Source organism: Polaribacter batillariae (assembly GCF_017498485.1).
In the GTDB taxonomy this organism is placed as follows: domain Bacteria; phylum Bacteroidota; class Bacteroidia; order Flavobacteriales; family Flavobacteriaceae; genus Polaribacter; species Polaribacter batillariae.
Map to the genome: position 1 here is coordinate 2,707,714 of NZ_CP071795.1, position 20,205 is coordinate 2,727,918.

General features: G+C 30.4%; 17 protein-coding genes and 1 tRNA gene. 8 read left to right on the forward strand and 10 right to left on the reverse strand.

Annotated elements, in window-relative coordinates:
* Positions 1-1,269, reverse strand: coding sequence for a hypothetical protein (locus tag JL193_RS12000; RefSeq protein WP_207971024.1), 1,269 nt, complete (start codon positions 1,267-1,269; stop codon positions 1-3).
* Between the two features lie 176 nt (positions 1,270-1,445).
* Between JL193_RS12000 and proS the strand changes: the two genes are divergently transcribed.
* The 3 genes from proS (at position 1,446) to rpsT (ending at position 3,458) form a co-directional block, all read left to right on the forward strand.
* A complete protein-coding gene (gene proS, locus JL193_RS12005) occupies positions 1,446-2,924 on the forward strand; it encodes a proline--tRNA ligase (protein ID WP_207971025.1) in 1,479 nt (492 codons plus the stop codon).
* A 174-nt stretch (positions 2,925-3,098) separates the two neighbouring features.
* Positions 3,099-3,170, forward strand: a tRNA-Glu gene (locus JL193_RS12010).
* 36 nt (positions 3,171-3,206) lie between these two features.
* Entirely contained in the window at positions 3,207-3,458 is a 252-nt protein-coding gene (rpsT, locus tag JL193_RS12015; RefSeq protein WP_207971026.1) for a 30S ribosomal protein S20, read from the forward strand.
* A gap of 92 nt (positions 3,459-3,550) precedes the next feature.
* On the opposite strand, the gene JL193_RS12020 is transcribed toward rpsT, so the two are convergent.
* Complete coding sequence (locus JL193_RS12020) at positions 3,551-4,285, reverse strand: TrmH family RNA methyltransferase (RefSeq protein ID WP_207971027.1); 735 nt, start codon at positions 4,283-4,285, stop codon at positions 3,551-3,553.
* 249 nt (positions 4,286-4,534) lie between these two features.
* On the opposite strand from JL193_RS12020, the gene tamL reads away from it, so the two are divergent.
* The 5 genes from tamL to JL193_RS12045 all read left to right on the forward strand — a co-directional run bounded on the left by tamL (position 4,535) and on the right by JL193_RS12045 (position 12,007).
* Entirely contained in the window at positions 4,535-7,003 is a 2,469-nt protein-coding gene (gene tamL, locus JL193_RS12025) for a translocation and assembly module lipoprotein TamL (protein WP_207971028.1), read from the forward strand.
* Positions 7,004-7,120: 117 nt separating this feature from the next.
* Positions 7,121-8,188, forward strand: a complete 1,068-nt coding sequence (gene fbaA, locus JL193_RS12030) for a class II fructose-bisphosphate aldolase (protein WP_207971029.1) — start codon at positions 7,121-7,123, stop codon at positions 8,186-8,188.
* 199 nt (positions 8,189-8,387) lie between these two features.
* Complete coding sequence (gene accD, locus JL193_RS12035; protein ID WP_207971030.1) at positions 8,388-9,260, forward strand: acetyl-CoA carboxylase, carboxyltransferase subunit beta; 873 nt, start codon at positions 8,388-8,390, stop codon at positions 9,258-9,260.
* 446 nt (positions 9,261-9,706) lie between these two features.
* The gene (locus tag JL193_RS12040) at positions 9,707-10,681 is read left to right on the forward strand and encodes an IS110 family RNA-guided transposase (RefSeq protein ID WP_207971031.1); all 975 of its coding nucleotides are present in this window, start codon (positions 9,707-9,709) and stop codon (positions 10,679-10,681) included.
* 129 nt (positions 10,682-10,810) lie between these two features.
* Positions 10,811-12,007 carry an IS256 family transposase gene (locus JL193_RS12045; RefSeq protein WP_207970621.1) on the forward strand — a complete coding sequence of 399 codons (1,197 nt, stop codon included), beginning with the start codon at positions 10,811-10,813 and terminating at the stop codon, positions 12,005-12,007.
* A 113-nt stretch (positions 12,008-12,120) separates the two neighbouring features.
* On the opposite strand, the gene JL193_RS12050 is transcribed toward JL193_RS12045, so the two are convergent.
* From JL193_RS12050 to JL193_RS12085, 8 genes are all read right to left on the reverse strand, one after another.
* On the reverse strand, positions 12,121-12,354 hold the full coding sequence (locus JL193_RS12050) for a hypothetical protein (RefSeq protein ID WP_207971032.1): 234 nt from the start codon (positions 12,352-12,354) through the stop codon (positions 12,121-12,123).
* A gap of 238 nt (positions 12,355-12,592) precedes the next feature.
* On the reverse strand, positions 12,593-13,111 hold the full coding sequence (locus tag JL193_RS12055; protein ID WP_207971033.1) for a DUF3575 domain-containing protein: 519 nt from the start codon (positions 13,109-13,111) through the stop codon (positions 12,593-12,595).
* Positions 13,112-13,239: 128 nt separating this feature from the next.
* Entirely contained in the window at positions 13,240-13,737 is a 498-nt protein-coding gene (locus tag JL193_RS12060) for a DUF3575 domain-containing protein (protein WP_207971034.1), read from the reverse strand.
* A gap of 45 nt (positions 13,738-13,782) precedes the next feature.
* Positions 13,783-14,310, reverse strand: a complete 528-nt coding sequence (locus JL193_RS12065) for a DUF3575 domain-containing protein (RefSeq protein ID WP_207971035.1) — start codon at positions 14,308-14,310, stop codon at positions 13,783-13,785.
* Positions 14,311-14,367: 57 nt separating this feature from the next.
* Positions 14,368-17,745 (reverse strand): DUF8818 domain-containing protein, encoded by a 3,378-nt coding sequence (locus JL193_RS12070; RefSeq protein WP_207971036.1) that lies wholly within the window; start codon positions 17,743-17,745, stop codon positions 14,368-14,370.
* A gap of 60 nt (positions 17,746-17,805) precedes the next feature.
* Positions 17,806-18,333 (reverse strand): methylated-DNA--[protein]-cysteine S-methyltransferase, encoded by a 528-nt coding sequence (locus tag JL193_RS12075; protein ID WP_207971037.1) that lies wholly within the window; start codon positions 18,331-18,333, stop codon positions 17,806-17,808.
* Positions 18,299-19,393 (reverse strand): hypothetical protein, encoded by a 1,095-nt coding sequence (locus tag JL193_RS12080; RefSeq protein ID WP_207971038.1) that lies wholly within the window; start codon positions 19,391-19,393, stop codon positions 18,299-18,301. Before JL193_RS12080 ends, JL193_RS12075 begins: the two co-directional genes overlap by 35 nt.
* A gap of 3 nt (positions 19,394-19,396) precedes the next feature.
* On the reverse strand, positions 19,397-20,161 hold the full coding sequence (locus tag JL193_RS12085; protein ID WP_207971039.1) for a TatD family hydrolase: 765 nt from the start codon (positions 20,159-20,161) through the stop codon (positions 19,397-19,399).
* Positions 20,162-20,205: the final 44 nt, after the last annotated feature.

A 20,205-nucleotide genomic window follows, 5' to 3' on the forward strand; every position in this document is an offset into this window, starting at 1 on the left:
TTAATTTCCTCTTCTTCTGGATGAAGAAGATCTTCTAGATGAAGAGCTTCTTGAACTTCTAGATGAACTTGAAGTTGCTCTACTACTTGTTGCTCTTGATGATCTTGAACTTGTTGTTCTTGCAGGTGGAGTATAAGTTCTTCTTGCAACGCTCGATCTTCTAGCTGTAGAAGAACTACTTCTTCTTGTAGGAACTGTGGTAGATCGTCTAGTTGTAGATCTTCTAACGGCAGAAGAGTTGCTTCTTCTTATAGGAGATGTGGTAGATCGTCTAATCGTAGAACTACTATTTCTTCTTGTAGAACTATTAAATCTACTTGCTGTAGGGCTATTTCCACCTCTTCTTCTAGAACTTGTACTCGAAGAACTTCTTCTTGTACTAGTACTACTTCTTCTTCTCGAAGATGTGTTTGTAGAGCTTCTTCTAATCGTAGAAGATCTTCTATTTGGAGATATTGTACTAGACCTTCTTCTTGAAATAGTTGAACTTGGGTTTCGAGAAGACGTTCTTCTTCTAGATGTTATAGAAGAGTTTGTTGTGCTTCCTCTTCTTCTGCTGTATGTATTGTTGTAAGCAGTTCTTCTACCATAAGTTCTGTTTCTATGATAACGATAATTTCTATGGTTATAAAAACGATTGTTTCTATAAGGTGTTGCATAACCATAACCAAAATATGGGTTGTAAAAACCTCCATACCAACCCCAAGCTAAGTTGTTGTGGTAAGGATGCCAATATGGGTTATATCCCCAAGCATTCCAGCCATTATACCATCTATTTCTAAATCTCCAGTTATTCCAACCCCAGCCCCAATTATTCCAGCCCCAGTTGTTATAACCCCAATTATTCCAGCCCCAAGTGTCCCAGCCAACTCCATAAAAATCATTCCAGTATGGGTCGTTAATTAAGTTTATATTTACAACAACATCGTTATTTGGGTTGTTACCCCAAGACGGATTTGTGTTGTAGTTTAAATTGTCTTCTAAATACAATGTGTCAGGAGAATTGTAAGTATCTATGTCTGTAAAAAAATCAGAATTATCTAAACTTTCTAATCTTTCTAGTTCTTTTGTAAAATAATTATTGTTATAATCGTTGTATTCTCTTTCATTAGCAACAATTACTTTCTTTTCTCTAACAGGGGTTTCGTCTCCATAAATACCATCATCAGAATAAACACTTTGATAAGTACCACAGGAAACCAGTAAGATACTAGATAGAAAAAATAAGAGAACTCGGTGTAAGCTGGATTTATAGTGAGATAATTTCATATTGATATATTTTATGGTAAACATTAATTTTTAGAAAATTTGTTGAACAAAAAACGCTAAACTTACATAGGTTCTAACCTTTTTGTAGTAGTTTTGTACCGTTTTTGAAAATACTACGTTTTTTTTAACAAAAATTTCACTTTAAAGATAACAATATTTATGCCAAACTTCGAAATATGAGTAAACATTTAACAAAACGAGGAGAAGATTATTCCAAATGGTATAACGAATTAGTTGTAAAAGCAGATCTTGCAGAAAACTCTGCAGTTAGAGGTTGTATGGTTATAAAACCTTATGGATTTGCGATTTGGGAAAAAATGCAAGCAGAATTAGATAGAATGTTTAAAGAAACAGGGCATCAAAATGCTTATTTCCCTTTATTTGTTCCAAAAAGTTTATTTGAAGCTGAAGAAAAAAATGCAGAAGGTTTTGCAAAAGAATGTGCAGTGGTAACTCATTATCGTTTACAAAACGACCCAGATAATGTTGGTAAATTACGTGTAGATCCAGAAGCAAAATTAGAAGAAGAATTAGTGGTTAGACCAACTTCTGAAGCTATTATTTGGAATACCTATAAAGGATGGATTGAATCGTACAGAGATTTACCTTTGCTAATAAACCAGTGGGCAAATGTAGTTCGCTGGGAAATGCGTACGCGCTTATTTTTAAGAACTGCAGAATTTTTATGGCAAGAAGGCCATACTGCACATGCCACAAGAACAGAAGCAATTATTGAAGCGAAACAAATGCAAAAAGTATATGCAACTTTTGCAGAAAACTTTATGGCAATGCCGGTTGTAAAAGGTTATAAGTCTAACAGTGAGCGTTTTGCAGGAGCAGAAGATACTTATACGATTGAAGCTTTAATGCAAGATGGAAAAGCACTACAGGCTGGAACAAGCCACTTTTTAGGACAAAACTTCGCCAAAGCTTTTGATGTAAAATTTACTTCTAAAGAAGGAAAACAAGAACATGTTTGGGCAACTTCTTGGGGCGTTTCTACACGTTTGATTGGTGGTTTAATTATGACACATTCAGACGACAATGGCTTGGTTTTACCCCCAAAATTGGCTCCAATACAAGTTGTAATTGTGCCTATATATAAAGGAGAAGATCAATTAAATGCAATTTCAGAAAAAGTAGCTGTATTTGTAAAGGAATTTCGTGAAAAAGGAATTTCAGTTAAATTCGATAATAGAGATACGTTTAGGCCAGGCGCAAAGTTTGCTGAATACGAACTAAAAGGAGTTCCTGTAAGAATTGCTTTTGGCGGAAGAGATTTAGAAAATAACACAGTAGAAGTTGCTAGAAGAGATACTTTCGAGAAACAAACAATTTCGCAAAACACGGTTGTGGACTTTGTTTGTAATTTATTAGAAGAAATACAAGAAAATCTATTTCAAAGAGCTTTCGATTATAGAACGGAACATACCACAGAGGTAAACGACTTTAAAGAATTTAAAAAAGTAATAAAAAATAAAGGAGGTTTTGTTTCTGCACATTGGGATGGAACAGAAGAAACCGAAAATAAAATTAAAGAATACACAAAAGCGACCATTCGTTGTATTCCAAATGATGCAAAAGAAGAATCTGGAGTTTGTGTTTTTAGTGGAAAACCATCCACAAAAAGAGTGCTTTTTGCAAAAGCGTATTAACTGTAATTAAACAACAATCTCTTTATTTTACAGGGAAAATAATGCCTTTATTGCTCTATAAAAAAGCGAATTCAAAAAAAAATTATGATTTTTTAAAATTTTTTAAAAAATTATTGCAGAATTTAAAAAACGTTGTATATTTGCATCCGCAATTGAGACATACTCGATTGTTTTGGTCCGTTCGTCTAGGGGTTAGGACGCCAGGTTTTCATCCTGGTAACACGGGTTCGATTCCCGTACGGACTACAAATGTTTTAATAAAAAAACAAATAGAAAGAAATTATGGCAAATCATAAGTCAGCATTAAAAAGAATTAGAAGTAACGAAGCGAAAAGGTTGCGTAACAAATATCAGCATAAAACTACTCGTAATGCGGTTAGAGATTTACGTGCAACTGAAGACAAAAAAGAAGCTGCATCTAATTTAAGTAAAGTTATTTCTATGTTAGACAAACTAGCTAAGAAAAATATCATTCACAAAAATAAAGCAGCAAATTTAAAATCTAAATTAACAAAGCACGTAGCTGCATTGTAAGATTTTATAATTACATAATATTTAAAAGCTCCGAATTTTTATTCGGAGCTTTTTTTTATAAAAACTAAAATTATTTCAAACGATAGTTGGTATTAAACCTTAAACCTAGAAAACTCACTTAGCAAAATTGCTGTTGCAGTTGCTACATTTAAACTTTCTGTTTCTTGACTTTTGCCAAAACGTGGAATAGAAATTTTATTAGAAACCAGTTTTCTTACTTCTTTCGAAACTCCATTTGCTTCATTTCCCATAATTAAAACACTTTCTGCTGGTAAAATGGTTTTATATACATTATTACCACTCATATCTGCTATAAATGTGGGTAATTTTGTTGTTGCTAAATACGTTTTTAGTTCTAAATAATAAATAGAAATTCTTGTTAAAGAACCCATAGAAGCTTGCACAACTTTTGCATTATAACAATCTACAGTGTCTTTAGAACATACCAATTGTGTTACGCCAAACCAATCGCATAAACGAATTATAGTACCTAAATTTCCAGGGTCGTTTATTGCATCTAAAGCAATTATTAATCCTTTATTGGCAAGTTGTTTTTCTTTGGGAATTTTAAAAATTCCTAAAACTTTATTAGGCGTTTTTAAATTGCTTATTTTTTTTAAATCGGTCTCTAAAATTCGAACGATTTTTTCATCAGAAAGATTACAATCAAAATCATCTGTACAAAAAATAGTAGCTACTTCGAAAGAAGAGTTTAAAAGTTCGTTTACTACTTTTATTCCTTCAGCAATAAATAATTTATGCTTTTGGCGATACTTTTTTTGAGATAAACTTGTTATTAGTTTAAGTTGATTTTTTGAAATACTCAAAATAGACAGTTTTTTTAAATTTTAAATGTATGCTGAACTTTTTAAGCCGACAGTTTTTTTATTTATGAAAGCTTTTTTTTAAGCACAACCTTTGTTGCGACCTAAAAAATTCATACAAATAAAGGAAAAAAGAACCAGTATAAAAACCGAAAAGCAATCTGTTTTTGGGAGATAACCATTAATTAAATCTAAATGGAAATAAACCGTTGAAAAATATTATTTTTGATGCTCGATTCTATTACTAAAGTAATGAAAAAATTTTCTATTTACTTTTTACTTGTCTTAATTTTGGTTGCGTGTAATTCTACAAAACATGTTGCCAAGAACGAGCACATGCTAACGAAAAATTATATTTTTGTAGATAGTGTAAGAAATAAAAATAGCGATTTAGAGAAATACATTCTTCAAAAACCAAATGCGAGATTATTGGGTTTACCATTGGGTTTGTATTTTCATAACTTTGGAAATCACGATAAACCCAAAACACCATTAGAATGGGGAAAAGAAAATCCTAAAAGATATAATTTTATAAAAAATGTTTTTTCAGAAAAACAAAGTATCGCATATGCAAATTCTTTAATAAATTTAAATAATTGGTTTTTAGATTTCGACGCACCAGTAATTGTTAGTAAAACCAAAGTAAAAAGAACTGGAGACAATTTGTGGGCGTATTATAAAACACAAGGTTACTTTAAATCGAAGGTAGATACTGTAATTAATAGGCATAAAGATAAAAAAGCGACAGTAGAATACCATATCACAAAGGGCAGCCCCACTTTGTTAGATACCATTAAGGTAAAAATAGAATCTCCTGTTTTAGATTCTATTTACAAAGCTTCTGGAATAACTTCTTTACTAAAGACTGGAGACCAGTACAATGATAAAACTTTTAGAAACGAAGCTGCAAATGTTGTAAAGTTGTATAGAAACAACGGAATTGTTAATTTTTCGGAATCTGCTTTGGGTTTTTATGTAGATTCTACAAGAACAGATTACAAAACAAATGTCGAATTTTTAATTTCTGGTGGAAGATTCGAAGAAAAAGATGGCACTTATACCAATAAAGAATACAAGGTTCATAAGGTAAAAGAAATAAAAGTAATTACAGATTATTCTTATACTCAAAAAGACAAGAAATATTTAGACTCTTTAACTTATAAGGGAGTAAAGTTTTACGGATACAATAAAATAAAATACAACCCTAAATATTTAGCACAATCTATTTTTTTTAAACCAGGAGATGTTTATAAAGACACCCTTAGAAACTTAACAAGAAATCATTTAAAATCTTTAAATAATTTTAAAACTACAAACTTAGATTTTATACCCATTGGTAGTACTGGAGACGAATTAAAGCTAAATGTTTATTTGTCGCCAAAAGAAAAATATACACTCGCTTGGGATGCCGAATTAACACATTCTAATATTAGAGAAATAGGAACATTGGCCAAATTTTCTATTATCGATAGAAATGCATTTAGAGGAGCAGAAACTTTAAAACTCTCTTTTTTAGGTTCGTATTTTAATTCGAGTAATGGCCCTGGTTACGAGTTAGGTTCCGATGTTTCTTTAGAAATTCCAAGATTTGTAGCGCCTTTTGGTTTAAACAAATTAGTGCCCAAGGCAATGTCTCCCAAAACTAGAATTTCTATGGGAGCCAGTTTACAAAAAAATATAGGATTAGATAGGCAAACGATAACAACAGGAATCGATTATAAATGGAATTATACTCCCAAAAAAACAATTCAAATAGAAGGTTTTAACTTGCAATATTTAGCAAACTTAAATATTAGCCAGTATTTTACGATTTATGGTTCTGAATTTGATAAAATAGAAGTCATTAAAAACAACTTTTTTCCAAATGAAAAACTAGAAGCTGCATCTGCAGAGCAATTTGTAGTTAAGGCATTGTTAGATGATAATTTTGCGAATAACAACCCTGTAGAATATTTAACATTATTCAACATTGCTAGCAGGTATAGAATTATTACTTCTAATTTTATTATTCCTACAATTTCCTATTCGTTTACCTATAACTCTCAAACAAATTTTAAGGATAATAATTTTTCATTTTTTAAATTTAAAATAACAAATTCAGGAAATGTTGTGGGGCTTTTATCAACAAAAAGAGACGATACTGGCGCAAAAACAATCGCAGGAACTCCAATTGCACAATATTTTAAAACAGATATAGAATATAAGAAATTTTGGGAATTATCGGAAGATGCTGTAATAGGTTTTAGATCTTTCTTTGGTTTAATTATTCCTTATGGAAAATCAGATATTCCTTTTTCTAAAAGTTATTTTGCAGGAGGTTCAAACGACATAAGAGCATGGAGAAGTTATAATTTAGGGCCAGGTGCTTTACCGAATGTATTTGAATTTAATACAGGAAGCTTAAAGTTTTTAACGAGTTTAGAATATCGTTTTAACATTCTTGGAGATATAAAAGGAGCCTTGTTTGTAGATGCAGGTAATATTTGGGACGTTTCGGGTTTTTTACAAGATTTTGAAGGGGCAGATTTTACAGGGCTTTCTTCTTTAAAAAGTATTGCTGTAGGTTCTGGATTTGGAATACGATACGATTTAAATTTCTTGGTTTTAAGACTCGATTTAGGATTTAAAACCTACGAACCTTACTTAAATGAAAATAAATGGTTCGAAAACTATAACTTTAGAAGCGCCGTTTATAATATTGGAATAAACTATCCTTTTTAATAAATTTAGAAAAGAAAACCTATAACGTTTTCGTTATTTTATAGTTTCAGCAAATAGAAAAACAGCTATTTTTAGTACTTTTGAAAAACTAATAATCAACGATTTAAAAAAATAAATATGAGTCATAACATACAACCTGGAGTTGCAACAGGAAAAGAAGTTCAAGAAATTTTTAAACTAGCCAAAGAAAAAGGATTTGCATTACCAGCTGTTAACGTTGTTGGTTCTAGCACTATAAATGCAGTTTTAGAAACTGCAAGAGATTTAAATGCACCTGTTATCATTCAGTTTTCGAACGGTGGAGCCCAATTTAATGCAGGGAAAGGTTTGTCTAACGAAAATGAAAAAGCAGCAATTGCTGGTGGAGTAGCAGGAGCAAAACATGTACACGAATTAGCATTAGCTTATGGAGTTCCAGTAATTTTACATACAGACCATTGTGCAAAAAAATTGTTACCTTGGATAGATGGTTTGTTAGATGCTTCAGAAAAACACTTCGAAGAAACAGGAAAACCTTTGTATAGCTCGCATATGATCGATTTATCTGAAGAATCAATTGAAGAAAATATAGAAATTTGTAAAACATACTTAGCTAGAATGAGCAAAATGGGTATGACTTTAGAAATTGAGTTAGGTATTACTGGTGGAGAAGAAGATGGTGTAGATAATTCGGACGTAGATGCTTCTAAATTATACACACAACCAGAAGAAGTAGCATATGCTTACGAAGAGTTAATGAAAGTTTCTCCACAATTTACAATTGCAGCTGCATTTGGAAATGTACACGGAGTTTATAAGCCAGGAAACGTAAAATTAACACCAAAAATTTTAAAAAACTCTCAGGAATTTATCTCAAAAAAATATGGTGTTGAAGAAAATCATATCGATTTTGTGTTTCATGGTGGTTCTGGTTCTACTGTAGAAGAAATTAGAGAATCCATAGGCTATGGTGTTGTAAAAATGAATATCGATACAGATTTACAATTTGCTTATACAGAAGGTATTAGAGATTATATGCAAGAAAAAGCACCTTATTTGGCAACACAAATAGGAAATCCTGATGGAGCAGACCAACCTAATAAAAAATATTACGATCCAAGAAAATGGTTGCGTTTAGGAGAAGAAACATTTACAACTCGTTTAAAGCAAGCATTCCAAGATTTAAATAATGTAGATACTTTGTAAAAGTATTTAAATACCGCTTTTAAAAGCATTTCGGTTTTTTTTTAGATCGAAATGCTTTTTTCTATTTACAAAAACCTATAAATTTAAGTAGAGAAGAATATCAAACAGAAGAAAGTGTATTTCACAAAAATATTTTTACATTTGTATTTCACATACATTCTTTTTTTTAGAATAGAATTATAACAAAGACAAACTTAATATGGCTTGGTTTAAAAGAACAGATAAAGGTATTCAAACTGCTACAGAAGATAAAAAAGACACTCCAAAAGGTCTTTGGTACAAAACGCCTAGTGGTAAAATAATAGATACAGAAGAGTTAAAAAGAAACTTGTATGTAAGTCCAGAAGATGGGTATCATGTAAGAATTGGAAGTAAAGAATATTTCGAACTTTTTTTTGATGACAATAAATTTAAAGAATTAAACGAATCTTTAACTTCTAAAGATCCTTTAAAATTCGAAGACACAAAAAAATATCCAGATAGGTTAAAAGCGGCACAAGAAAAAACAAAACTAAAAGATGCTGTAAGAACAGCAGTAGGTAAATCTTTAGGAAAAGATTTGGTAATTGCAGCAATGGATTTTACCTTTATTGGAGGTTCTATGGGATCTGTAGTTGGAGAAAAAATAGCTAGAGCCATAGACTATTCTATTAAAAATAAAATTCCGTTTTTAATGATTTCTAAATCTGGAGGAGCAAGGATGATGGAAGCTTCGCTTTCGTTAATGCAATTGGTAAAAACTTCTGCAAAGTTGGCGCAATTGGCAGAGGCTAAAATTCCGTACATTTCTTTATGTACAGACCCAACAACAGGAGGCACCACTGCTTCTTACGCAATGTTAGGAGATATTAATATTGCAGAACCCAATGCATTAATAGCATTTGCAGGACCAAGAGTTGTAAAAGATACTACAGGAAAAGATTTACCAGAAGGTTTTCAAAAATCGGAATTTGTTTTAGAGCATGGTTTCTTAGATGCCATTTACGAACGTAAAGATTTAAAGAAACAAGTAAATTTATATATCGATTTAATTCAAAATCTTCCCATTAGAAAAGAGGAAGTAGCATCATAAACCTAAAAAAAGAAGCTGTCTCGAAAGTATTAAAATTTGTCATTTCGACTGTAATAGAGAAATCTTATTTATTGAATTTCAGTATTTTAGGTTTTTCCGATAACTTGGTTAACGTGTTTGTGTAGGAAAAGTTGCGTAGTTTTTGCATTAAAGTTAATAAATAAAACACAAACCAAGAAAATAATCTGAGAGGATTTTCGCAAGTAGGCTTTTACCAGCAATTTTTTTACACGTCTTAAGTTTGTAATTCATTAAATTTGAACATAATTAAGAAAAGACAAAAGAGAGGAGTAAGGTTAATATACACGCAGAAGCATAGACTTCGTCAACATTGAAAATCCCCTCTCTTTTCTACACAGATTTCGTACAGTTCTATGAGGCTTTTAGACCTCGCTTTTAAGTCGTTGAAACTCGCGTAGTATGTCCTTTCGTAAAAACATTTACTTATGAATAAAGATATTAAATATTTTGGAATAGACATCAGTCATTTATTTTTTGATGTCACAGATTCAGATGGCAATTATTACCAGTTTAAAAACAATTTAACAGGCTTTAAAAAGTTTGTAAAATTATTAGATTTAAAGAGTCATTGCGTGATGGAAGCTACCGGTTATTATCATTACCAATTAGCCTATTATTTACAAGAAAAAGGTTTTAAATTGTCGGTAGAAAATCCATTATCGGTAAAACGTTTTATTCAAATGAAATTGTCTAAAATAAAGACAGATAAGAGCGATTCTAAACTAATTTGTGAGTATGCAAAGCAGGTTAAATTAAAGTTGTGGAAAGGCAATTCTAAACATCAGCTGGAATGTTTACAAATGACAAGAACCCTTTCAGCATATACAAAGCAGAGCACTATGCTGAAAAATAAATTACATGGCGAAGCCGTTTTAGGTACACCAAGTAAATCTGTTGTGAGGTCTTTAAAACGCAGTTTAAAACATGTTGAGAAAGAAATAAAAACGATAGAAGAAGATCTATTGATTTTAGTAAAAGAAGTTCATAACGATGTTTTAACACGTTTAAAAAGCATCCCAGGCATTGGTCCCAAAACCTCTTTAATGTTAGTAGTTTTAACCGATGGATTTGAGCGTTTTACGAGTGGTAGTGAATTGTGTAGTTATGCAGGTCTAACGCCAACAATTAGACAAAGTGGTAGTAGTGTAAAAGGACGATCGAGAATAAGTAAAATAGGGAATCAAAAACTAAGAAATTTATTGTTTATGTGTAGTTTTAATGCATGCAAATACAACAAGGCTTGTCGAGATCTTTATCAACGAATCGTAGCCAAGGGAAAGAGCAAAAAATTAGCCTTAATCGCAGTCTGTAATAAACTACTAAAACAGGTCTTTGCAATAGCAAAATCAGGATTAATATATGATGAAAATTATAAAAGTACTTTCGTAAAAAGGTACTAAACCAAAAAGTGTGTAAGTAAAGTTATTCTGAAATTTTTCTAGAGCAATCATTAAATTGCTCCATGAGGAAAAATTTCGGAAATAACTTTACGATTAAATAATCACTAAATTTATAAACACACTTTTATTATGAAACCAGAAGATTTATTAAACGAAGAATTTTTAAAACAATTTAAAACAGGTTCAGAACTAACCAGTTTTATAGAACAACTGCACAAACGTGGTGTAGAAAAGATTTTAGAAGGCGAATTAGATGCGCATTTAGATTACGATAAGCATCAAAAAAGCAACAATCCTAATTCACGAAATGGCTATGGCACCAAGACCATAAAGACGCATTTAGGAGAAACTAAAATAAAAGTTCCAAGAGATCGCGATGCTACTTTCAATCCAATGCTTATTAAAAAGCGAGAAAGTACTGCAGATGGAGTTGAAAACCTGATTATTTCTTTATATGCCAAAGGAATGAGTACTACAGATATCGAAGAACAAATACGAGAATTGTATGATTATAACATCTCTAGTTCAGCCATTTCTAGAATCACAGATAAAATTACAGCTGACATTATTGCTTGGAAAAATAGACCTTTAGAAGCTACTTATCTGATTGTATGGATGGATGGCATCGTTTTTAAGGTTCGTGAAAACTCCAAAGTCATCAATAAAACAATTTACATTGCTGTTGGTCTTAGAGTAGATGGTAAAAAAGAAGTTTTAGGACTTTGGTTAGGAAAAAACGAATCTTCCTCTTTTTGGATGAGCGTTTTAACCGACATAAAAGCCAGAGGAACACAAGACATTTTAATTACAGCAACTGATAATTTAAACGGATTTACAGACACCATTAAAACTATTTTTCCCAATTCAGTAACACAAATATGTGTGGTTCATCAAATCAGAAACTCTTGTAAATATGTAGTCTGGAAAGATAAAAAAGCCTTTACAAGAGATATGAAGCAAATCTATACAGCTCCTACAAAAGAAGCAGCAAAAGCAGCCTTAGAAGACTTTAAAAATAAATGGAACTCTAAATATTCTTATGCCATTAAATCATGGGAAAACAATTGGGATGAACTCACTGTTTTCTTCGATTTCCCATTAGAAATCAGAACCATTATTTATACCACAAATTTGATAGAAAACTTAAATGGGAAAATTAGAAAATACACTAAAAACAAACTCTCATATCCAACAGATGATGCTGTAATTAAATCCGTATTTTTAGCTTTGAGAGAATCAACAAAAAAATGGACATTGCCTATTAGAAATTGGGGTATCATTCTTAACCAATTTTTGGCTATATTTGAAAACAGGATTAAACTATGAAAAATTTAATCCTGTAATTTTTAACTTACACACTTTGCGGGAAAGTGTCCGTAAAAAATTAATGAGTTTTTACTTGTTTTTTACCACAGTACTTTGTTGGCAATAGTTATTTTCTATTTATTTAGTACTTCGTATTTCCCTTCTTTAGAATCTTTTTCTACTGAAATTTTTAATATTTTTTTATCCTTAAAATATAAAATTCCATTTTCAAAGTCATCATCTACAACAATATACAAATTCCTGTTTTTCTTTTTCTTGATTTTAAAATAAAATCCTTTCACGTATTCAGAACTTACGTCAGAGAAAGGTCTAACTTTATATTTTTCTTTTGCTGTTTCAAATCCCATTTCAAATAGTGGAAGTTTTTCCCTTTTTCACTTTTCCCATAAAAATCTGTATCGATTATAATATATTTATAACTTTTTGGAGAAAAAACCCATCCAGTTCCACCTCTTGTAGTTTTCTTATATTTTATTTTTCTTATTTTAAAAGTAATATTTTCAGTTAATTCAATTTCTTGAGCATTTACAATTTGAATTAATAAACATAAAATAATAAAAGAGATACTTTTTTTTAAATTTATTTTTATAATTTGAAAGATGCATTAAAATTTACAATCGGATATGGAGTTAGAAAAAATTTATTTTCTAAATTTAAATTTCTTAAGGCTCCAATTCCAATACTTGGTTCAAGATAAAATATATTACTAACTTTAAATTGATATCCATAAACAAAATCCATAGCAATTAGACTTTTTCTTGAACCTTCTGATTTAGGACTAAAATTTGTAAAATTCACATATCTTAACGTTCCTTGGTAAAATGAAGAGGATTCTCTATTACTTTTATTGTAATGTCTAATAAATGGACTTAATCCAAATGCTTTTTGATTTGCTGAATTATCATTTATTAGAATTGATGAGCCATAGTCAAAATATATAATTCCAATTCCATATGACTTTTTTTCGTTCTTTTCATATTCAACTTCTAATTGATAAGCACCAAATAAAGCTTTTGCAAAATCCATTCTCAATGAAAACTCATTTTGTGAAAAAATACTAGTTACTAAAAATAGTGCTATAATCATAAGGTTTATCTTTTTCATTTTTGTTTGTTTTTTTAATTATTGCCAACTACTTTCAATCAAAATATATTTTGATTGAAAGTAATGCTTAAAACGACAGTTAAATTTACTTTTGCGATAGCCTCTTTTTATCTATAAAGGGCTGTAATTTAAAATCTCCAACCAACATTAACGCCTGCTCTAGGTACTAATAATGGAGATTCTGAGCCAAAAAGATTTCTACCAAGACCTGCATAAACGTCAATTACCAAACCACCTTTAGAGGTATATTTGGTTCCAATGGCAACACCTAAAGCACCATCTGTATATTTCTGTAACTGTGTATTTCCACTAACCTCAACTTCCGCTTTTCCAGAATTTATACCTAAAAAAGCTTCTCCAAAGAAATTCCACTGTGCTTCCGAAGTAAAATAATGACGAAAAAATGGAGTAATCATGGTGTTTTCATTATATCTAAAATCAATATCTTGTTTTGCTAAATTAAAAAGAGCAGAAACACCAAAAGAGTTTTCTGTATTTATATAATTCTCGTAAGAAAACTCTAAACTTCTCATAACCAATGCATCTGCAATGTCTAATTTTACTTCTTGTTGAGAATATCCTATAGCGCTTGCCAAAAGGCCAAATATTAAAAGTAATTTTTTCATTTTTATTATTTTAAATACTTAACAAAAATACAAATTTTAAATTGCTTAGAATCTGTAACCAACAGAAATAGCAGCTCTACCAACAGTATCATTATAGTTGCTATTTACCATATTTCTTCCTACTCCTAGTAATAATTCGGTTGTAAAACCTTTTTTAGAAACCCATTTTCCACCAACAGAAACTCCAAATGCAAAGCCAGTTTCAGTTTTGTGACTATTATTACTAAAAGCACCTCTATCTTCAGCAGAAAAAAGCATCCCAAAGCCTTCAATAAAAAAACCACGAGCAAATTTTTCTGAAAAATAACGTCTGTAAAATGGTGTTAAAGAATAGTGTAAGCTGTTTTTACTTGTATCTGTATTTAAGGCTCCAGAAATACCATAAGAAGATTCTTCGTCAATTAGTCTTTCGTAAGAAAGGTCAATCCATTTTCCAGCTAAAAGTGTTAAAGCATTTAGTTTAATTTCTGTTTTTTTACCTACGTCTTGTGGATACACTTCTTCCTCTTTATCTTGTGCGATAACGTTAAAAGTAATTGCGAAGAACAATAACAGTAAAGAGATTTTTTTCATAATATTATTTTTTTGAGTTGTTTAGCAAATGTATCAAAAATTAAGTTACGAAATGTGTTAAAAAATAGCTCTTAACTGTACGCTTCCTGTATGAATGGTTTTCGAGTTCTCGCTTTTTCTTCCTAAATAATTTAAATTTAGGTTTAAAAAAGAATTTATTTTTTGAGAAAATAACAGGTTCCAAGTATAATTTTTTCCGGCTTGCAAACCTTCTAGCATTTGGTAAGCCACAGGTGTATTTGTATTGCCTTTAAAATTGTTTAAAAACACATTTGCATTGGCGGTTATTTGGTTTTTTTTACTGCTGATGAAAAAGTACTCCAATCCAAATTTTTGCTGATGTAAGACTTCGAAATCGGCCAATGTGTTTTGTTTATTTTTGTAATGGTAAAAAGCGGTTAGTCTATTATTTCGATTGTATAAAAAACTTATTTTAGGTTGAATTTCTTGGGCTTTTATAAAATAATTTCTATTGTTAAAATTTTCGGTTTGTAAATCGTTTTCAGAAACTTTTCCCATAATTTCGCCAACCCAAAAAGTGGCAAATTTGTGCGCAAAATTTAACTGATGTAAATGGGTTTTGTTTTCTTGGCTTCCAATAAAATATTGTTGCTTGTTTCTTAAGTTTCCATACGTATAAGTTACACTGTATTTCTGCAGATTTTTATTAAAGTACAAACTATTTCTATAGCTTAAATTTAAACCGATTAATTTATTTTTATCAAAATTAAACGGGTTAAAGTTAAAGGAGTTTCCAATACGTATTTGTTCGTTTTCTACACTTAAAAAGCTCTCGTTGTTAAAATGAGAGATAAATTTTTTAATTCCTTTTTTTACATTCCATTGGCTAAAATTTAAGTTAATAGATTGTTTAAATTTGGCTCTTTGAGTGGCAATAAAACGGATGTTGGGTTTGGGAACACGTAAATAATTTGCTTGGTCCTGGAACTCTGCAACTTCAAATTCGTCGAAATCTTGAATTCCGTCGTTATTGTAATCTATCCAAGTATAATACCCTAAACCAGGCTCTGTTTTTACATACACGTATTCTTGTCTTGCAACATTTCCAGAGGAAGTTTCGTAAGTTGTACCCAAAAATAAAAAATTGTGAAACAATCGTTTGTTAAAAACCAGTTTAGAGTTTAATGATTTTTCGTTTTCTGAAAATTGATTTTCTGTAAGTCTGTAATTTGCAAAAACGCTTAAATTTGTAGATTTATTTTGAATTAATTTACTGTTGATATAAATGGTTTTTCTATTGTTAATTTCGGTAAAAATATTCGACTTTATACTGTCGTTATTTCTATAATTAAACCCCATTTTTGCAAACACTTTGGCAGTATCGCCAACACCAAAATAGGTCTCGAATTCTTTAAAACGATGGCTGGTATTTATAAAACTACCTGTAGCAATATTTTTTCTACTGTTGGTTTCTAAGTTTGTAAAACCACCTACCCAACTTTTAGAGAAATAATGTTCTACCCTTGCTTTTGCTCGTAAAAAAGAGTTGTTTTCTAAAGTAGAGGTGTTTGTTAAAAAGCTTCCATCTACAAAAAAAGAGGTCTTATTAAAAGACATTTTAGATTTTAATTGGTGCTTGTTACCATTGTAAAGGTTTGCATAATTTAAGTTGTTGTATCGATAAGAAAAAAAATCTTTTTTCTTGTTTTGTAGTAATAATGCTGTTTGAAAGTAATTTTTAGTACCATTATTTGTTAATACATTCCAATCTCTATTAAATTCAATGGTTTCCCAACGTTGTAGAGTTTTAAAATTTTGTTGTACAAATTCGTGATTTATTTTACTTGTTAGTTGCCAATTTTTATCTATTAAAAGTTGTTCCCAACCCATTTTTACTGCAATTCCAGTATTTTGATTATTATCTAAATTCGAAAATAAATTAGCATCGTTATTGCTTACCGCAATTTCTGAAGTCAGTTTTGTTTTTTTTGTAGAATCGTAATCGGTTTTTAGCACAAAAACTTGCGATTTTGTGGGCGGAATTAAACGAATTATTGGATTGTAACTTCCTTGATTTAGGCCTACATATTCAAAAATATTACCAATTGCTGTACTTCTTAAAATCGTATAATCTCCATTATTGGTACCCACATTTGTAAATGTTACAAAATACAATTGGTCGTTAGCGTCTGTAGAATATTCGAAATTTTCTACAGCACCATTGGTTACTTTTTTATAAAGAATTTTATTTTCGTCAAAAGCATCTATAAAAGCACTTTCTGCAAACATTAAATTGGTATTATTACCTGCATTCGCTAAAATTTGTTTTTGCTCGTCTGTTAAAGCTTGTTGCAAAGGCTGGTTTTTTGCATCGTTTTCACTATAAAAAAAACTGTTAATTTTTAGTTTTTCAGACTGGTAAGAAACATTTTCGTAGGTTACAAAACGCGTATAATTTCTGTCTGAATATTGAAATTCTACCGTAATTCGCATGTCGTTTGTAACTGGAAAAGTGGTATTAAAAGTAATTTCTGCTAAATTATAATCGATTGTATAGTCTTTGTTTTCTCCTCTTTCAATTTTAATTCCATTGATATATACTTGCTCACTACCAGCAATAATTACAATGGCGGGTTCGTTATTTGCTCCGAAAATTTTATACGGACCTTGGTTGCCTTCTACACCAACAATTTTAAAATTATTGTATTTACCACGAACAACTGCTCCAGAAGCACCTACTTTTAAATTGTTGGTAATATGGGCTTCTACCTCTAAACCAGCCGCTTGCTTTACAAAAGGCGCAAAGTAACTTTTGTTATTTTGTAAAGAAATATCGCCTGCTTTTACTCGCCATTTTTTATGATGCATTTCTACAAAAATACGATCGAAATCTGTAATATTTTGCGAATATCCATTTTCTTGTAGAGGTATATTGGTATCAAAAATATTGGCTCTTAAAGTAATTTCTTCTGATAATTTTCCAGAAATTTCTAAGTCTAAAGCAGCATTGGTTACCGCATTTTGGTTATTACCAGCTGTAACGCCTCTTGTAATAAAACCTTTGGTTTGCAAACCGTCGAACAATTTAATTTCCGAAGTTTTTTTATTGGTGGTTAAACTGTATAATTTTCCTGTATTTACGCCATTTGGTAGAATAAAACTTTCGTCGTAAGAAGTGTAGGTTTTTGTTACAAAATCTGGAAACCGAAAATATTCAACGGTAATTTCTGGATATTTTTTGGGATTAATAATTAAAGTTGCTTTGCTAAAATCTACTTTATATTCAGTGGGTGTTATTGGCTTTAAAAAAGAATTTAAAACTTTAAATTGTTGAGAGTTTACAGAAACAGTATCAAACTGAACCGTATCTTTTTGAATGAGAAATTTCTTCGACCTAAAATCTTTAGAAATCGTTTGTGCTTGGATAGAGTACCCAACAAAAAGTAAAATTAGTAAAATTATTTTTTGATACATGCAAAACTATAGCTACCTAACGTAAAAATAGGTTTTTTAATGTACGAAATAAAAAATGGTTTAAAAAAGTGATTGCTGTTTTACAGGATTTTCGTGGGCTAATAGCCATTTTTTTCGCCAAATGCCACCTGCATAACCTGTTAAAGCTCCATCTGAACCAATTACTCTGTGGCAGGGAATTACAATCCAAAGAGGATTTTTGCCATTTGCAGAAGCCACAGCTCTTAGGGCTTTTACATCGCCCAAAGCTTTGCTTTGTTCTAAATAACTTCTTGTTTTTCCATAAGGAATTTCCAACAATGCTTTCCAAACTTTTTTCTGAAAAGTAGTTCCTTTTGGGTTGATAGTTAAGTTAAAATGGGTTCTTTCTCCATTAAAATATTCTTTTAATTGTTGCACACAATCTTGTAAACATTTGGGAGTTTCTTTTTTGAAAAGCTCCTCAGAAACTTCGTCATTATCTAAAACAGAAACAGCTTGAATTCCGTTGAAATCTCCCACAATTTTTGCAGTGCCAATAGGTGTTTTATAGTATGTTGTTTGCGTTTGCAAGTTATTTTTTTGATAAGATTCTGCCTTCAATCCCATAAGAGATTCCCAAATTTAAAATATACCCTTTTAAATTTTGATTAAAATTAGAGTTACTTAAAAATATTCGTGCTCTAAAATAGCTATTTCCTTCATCTCTTAAATTGAAAATTGTAGGAATAAAATTAACTGTTTTCTTGTTTTTGAAATCAAAATTTAATCCAAAAATAGAGGTTCCTTTTGTTGTTTCCTCTTTGTTTTTATCTTCTCCTACTTCTCCAAAAACTGTGATTCCATAGCCAGCAAATGGCATAATTCTAAATTTTTCGGTTTCATAAACAGGATATCCAAAATATGCATTAAAAAGTCCAATTGTACTTCTTTCTGCTTCGGGAATTATAAACGAATTATCAACTAAATTGTTATTTAATTTACTGTTGGTAAAAGTCATATTTAATCCCATAAAAACTTTTTTATAAGAAAACTCAAACCCTAAACTTAAAGCTATTGTATTGTTAAAAATTTCCTTGTATTTACCTCCATATAAACCAAAATCTAACCCTCCATATAAACCATAGGTCCAATTACTTTTTCTGTAATCAGGTAATTCAAACGAGTTCGAAGATTGTAATTCTAGGTTTGTTTTTGCAAGCCAATTGTCTGTAACTTCTTTTTGTATTCCGTAATTACCTTCTTCTTGAAAATCTAAAATTCTACGTTCTAACTGACTTTTAGAATCGCTAAACAAAGAATTGATTTCGTAAACATTATCAAGATTATAAATTCTTTTTTGTAATTCTCTTTTTTTAATTTCTAATAGATTAAAAATTACTTGGTTGTATTTTAAATGATACGCATCTTTAATGTTATTATTTACAAAAGATAAAGATTTATCTACATAAGCATCAGAGAAAATTCCATAATAAGTAATGTTGTTTATTACCTTTTTATCGGATTGATATAATAAAACATAAGCTAAATGAGAAGCTACATTTTTAGTTGGTTTTGCTTGAAAATCGTTCCAATTAAGATTACCATCTGTCCAATACTTTCTGTAGTCTTGCGCATTAAAATTATAAATAATAACTAATAAAAGTAGTGTAAGTAAAGGTTTTTTCATTTTTTAAGTATTAAAAACTTCTTTTGAATTTTGTGTGGTAATTTCCGCAATTTCTTTAAAAGAAAGGTTATAAATACCTACTAATTTATCAATAATATGAGTAATATAAGCACTCTCATTTCTTTTTCCTCTGTATGGAGTTGGCGCTAAATAGGGTGCATCTGTTTCTAAAACAATGTGTTGCAAATCTATTTCATGTAAGAATTTATCAATTTTACCATTTTTAAAAGTGGCAACACCACCAATTCCTAATTTCATATTGTAAGAAATTGCTTTTTCGGCTTGTTCTTTAGTTCCTGTAAAACAATGGAAAATTCCATGTAAATCGTCGCTTTTTTCAGTTTCTAAGACCTCAAAAATTTCATCAAAAGCATCTCTACAATGGATTACAATGGGTAATTTCTTTTCTTTTGCCCATTGAATTTGTGTTCTAAAAGCTTCTTGTTGTTGAACAAGAAAAGACGTGTCCCAATACAAATCGATACCAATTTCGCCAATGGCATAAAATTCTTTTTTATCAATCCATTTACGAACGTGCGCCAATTCGTCTAAATAGTTTTCTTTTACAGAAGTTGGGTGTAACCCCATCATTAAATACACATCGTATGGATATTTCTTCTCCAAATCTAACATTTTTTGCGTGTAAGAAGCATCTATTGCTGGAATAAAAAAGCGTGAAATTCCTACTTCTTTAGCACGTTTTATCATGGTTTCTCTATCTTCATCAAACTGATCTGAATATAAATGTGTGTGCGTATCTGTAATCATTAAAAACAAGTATTTCTGTACCTACAAAACTACTAAATTATTGC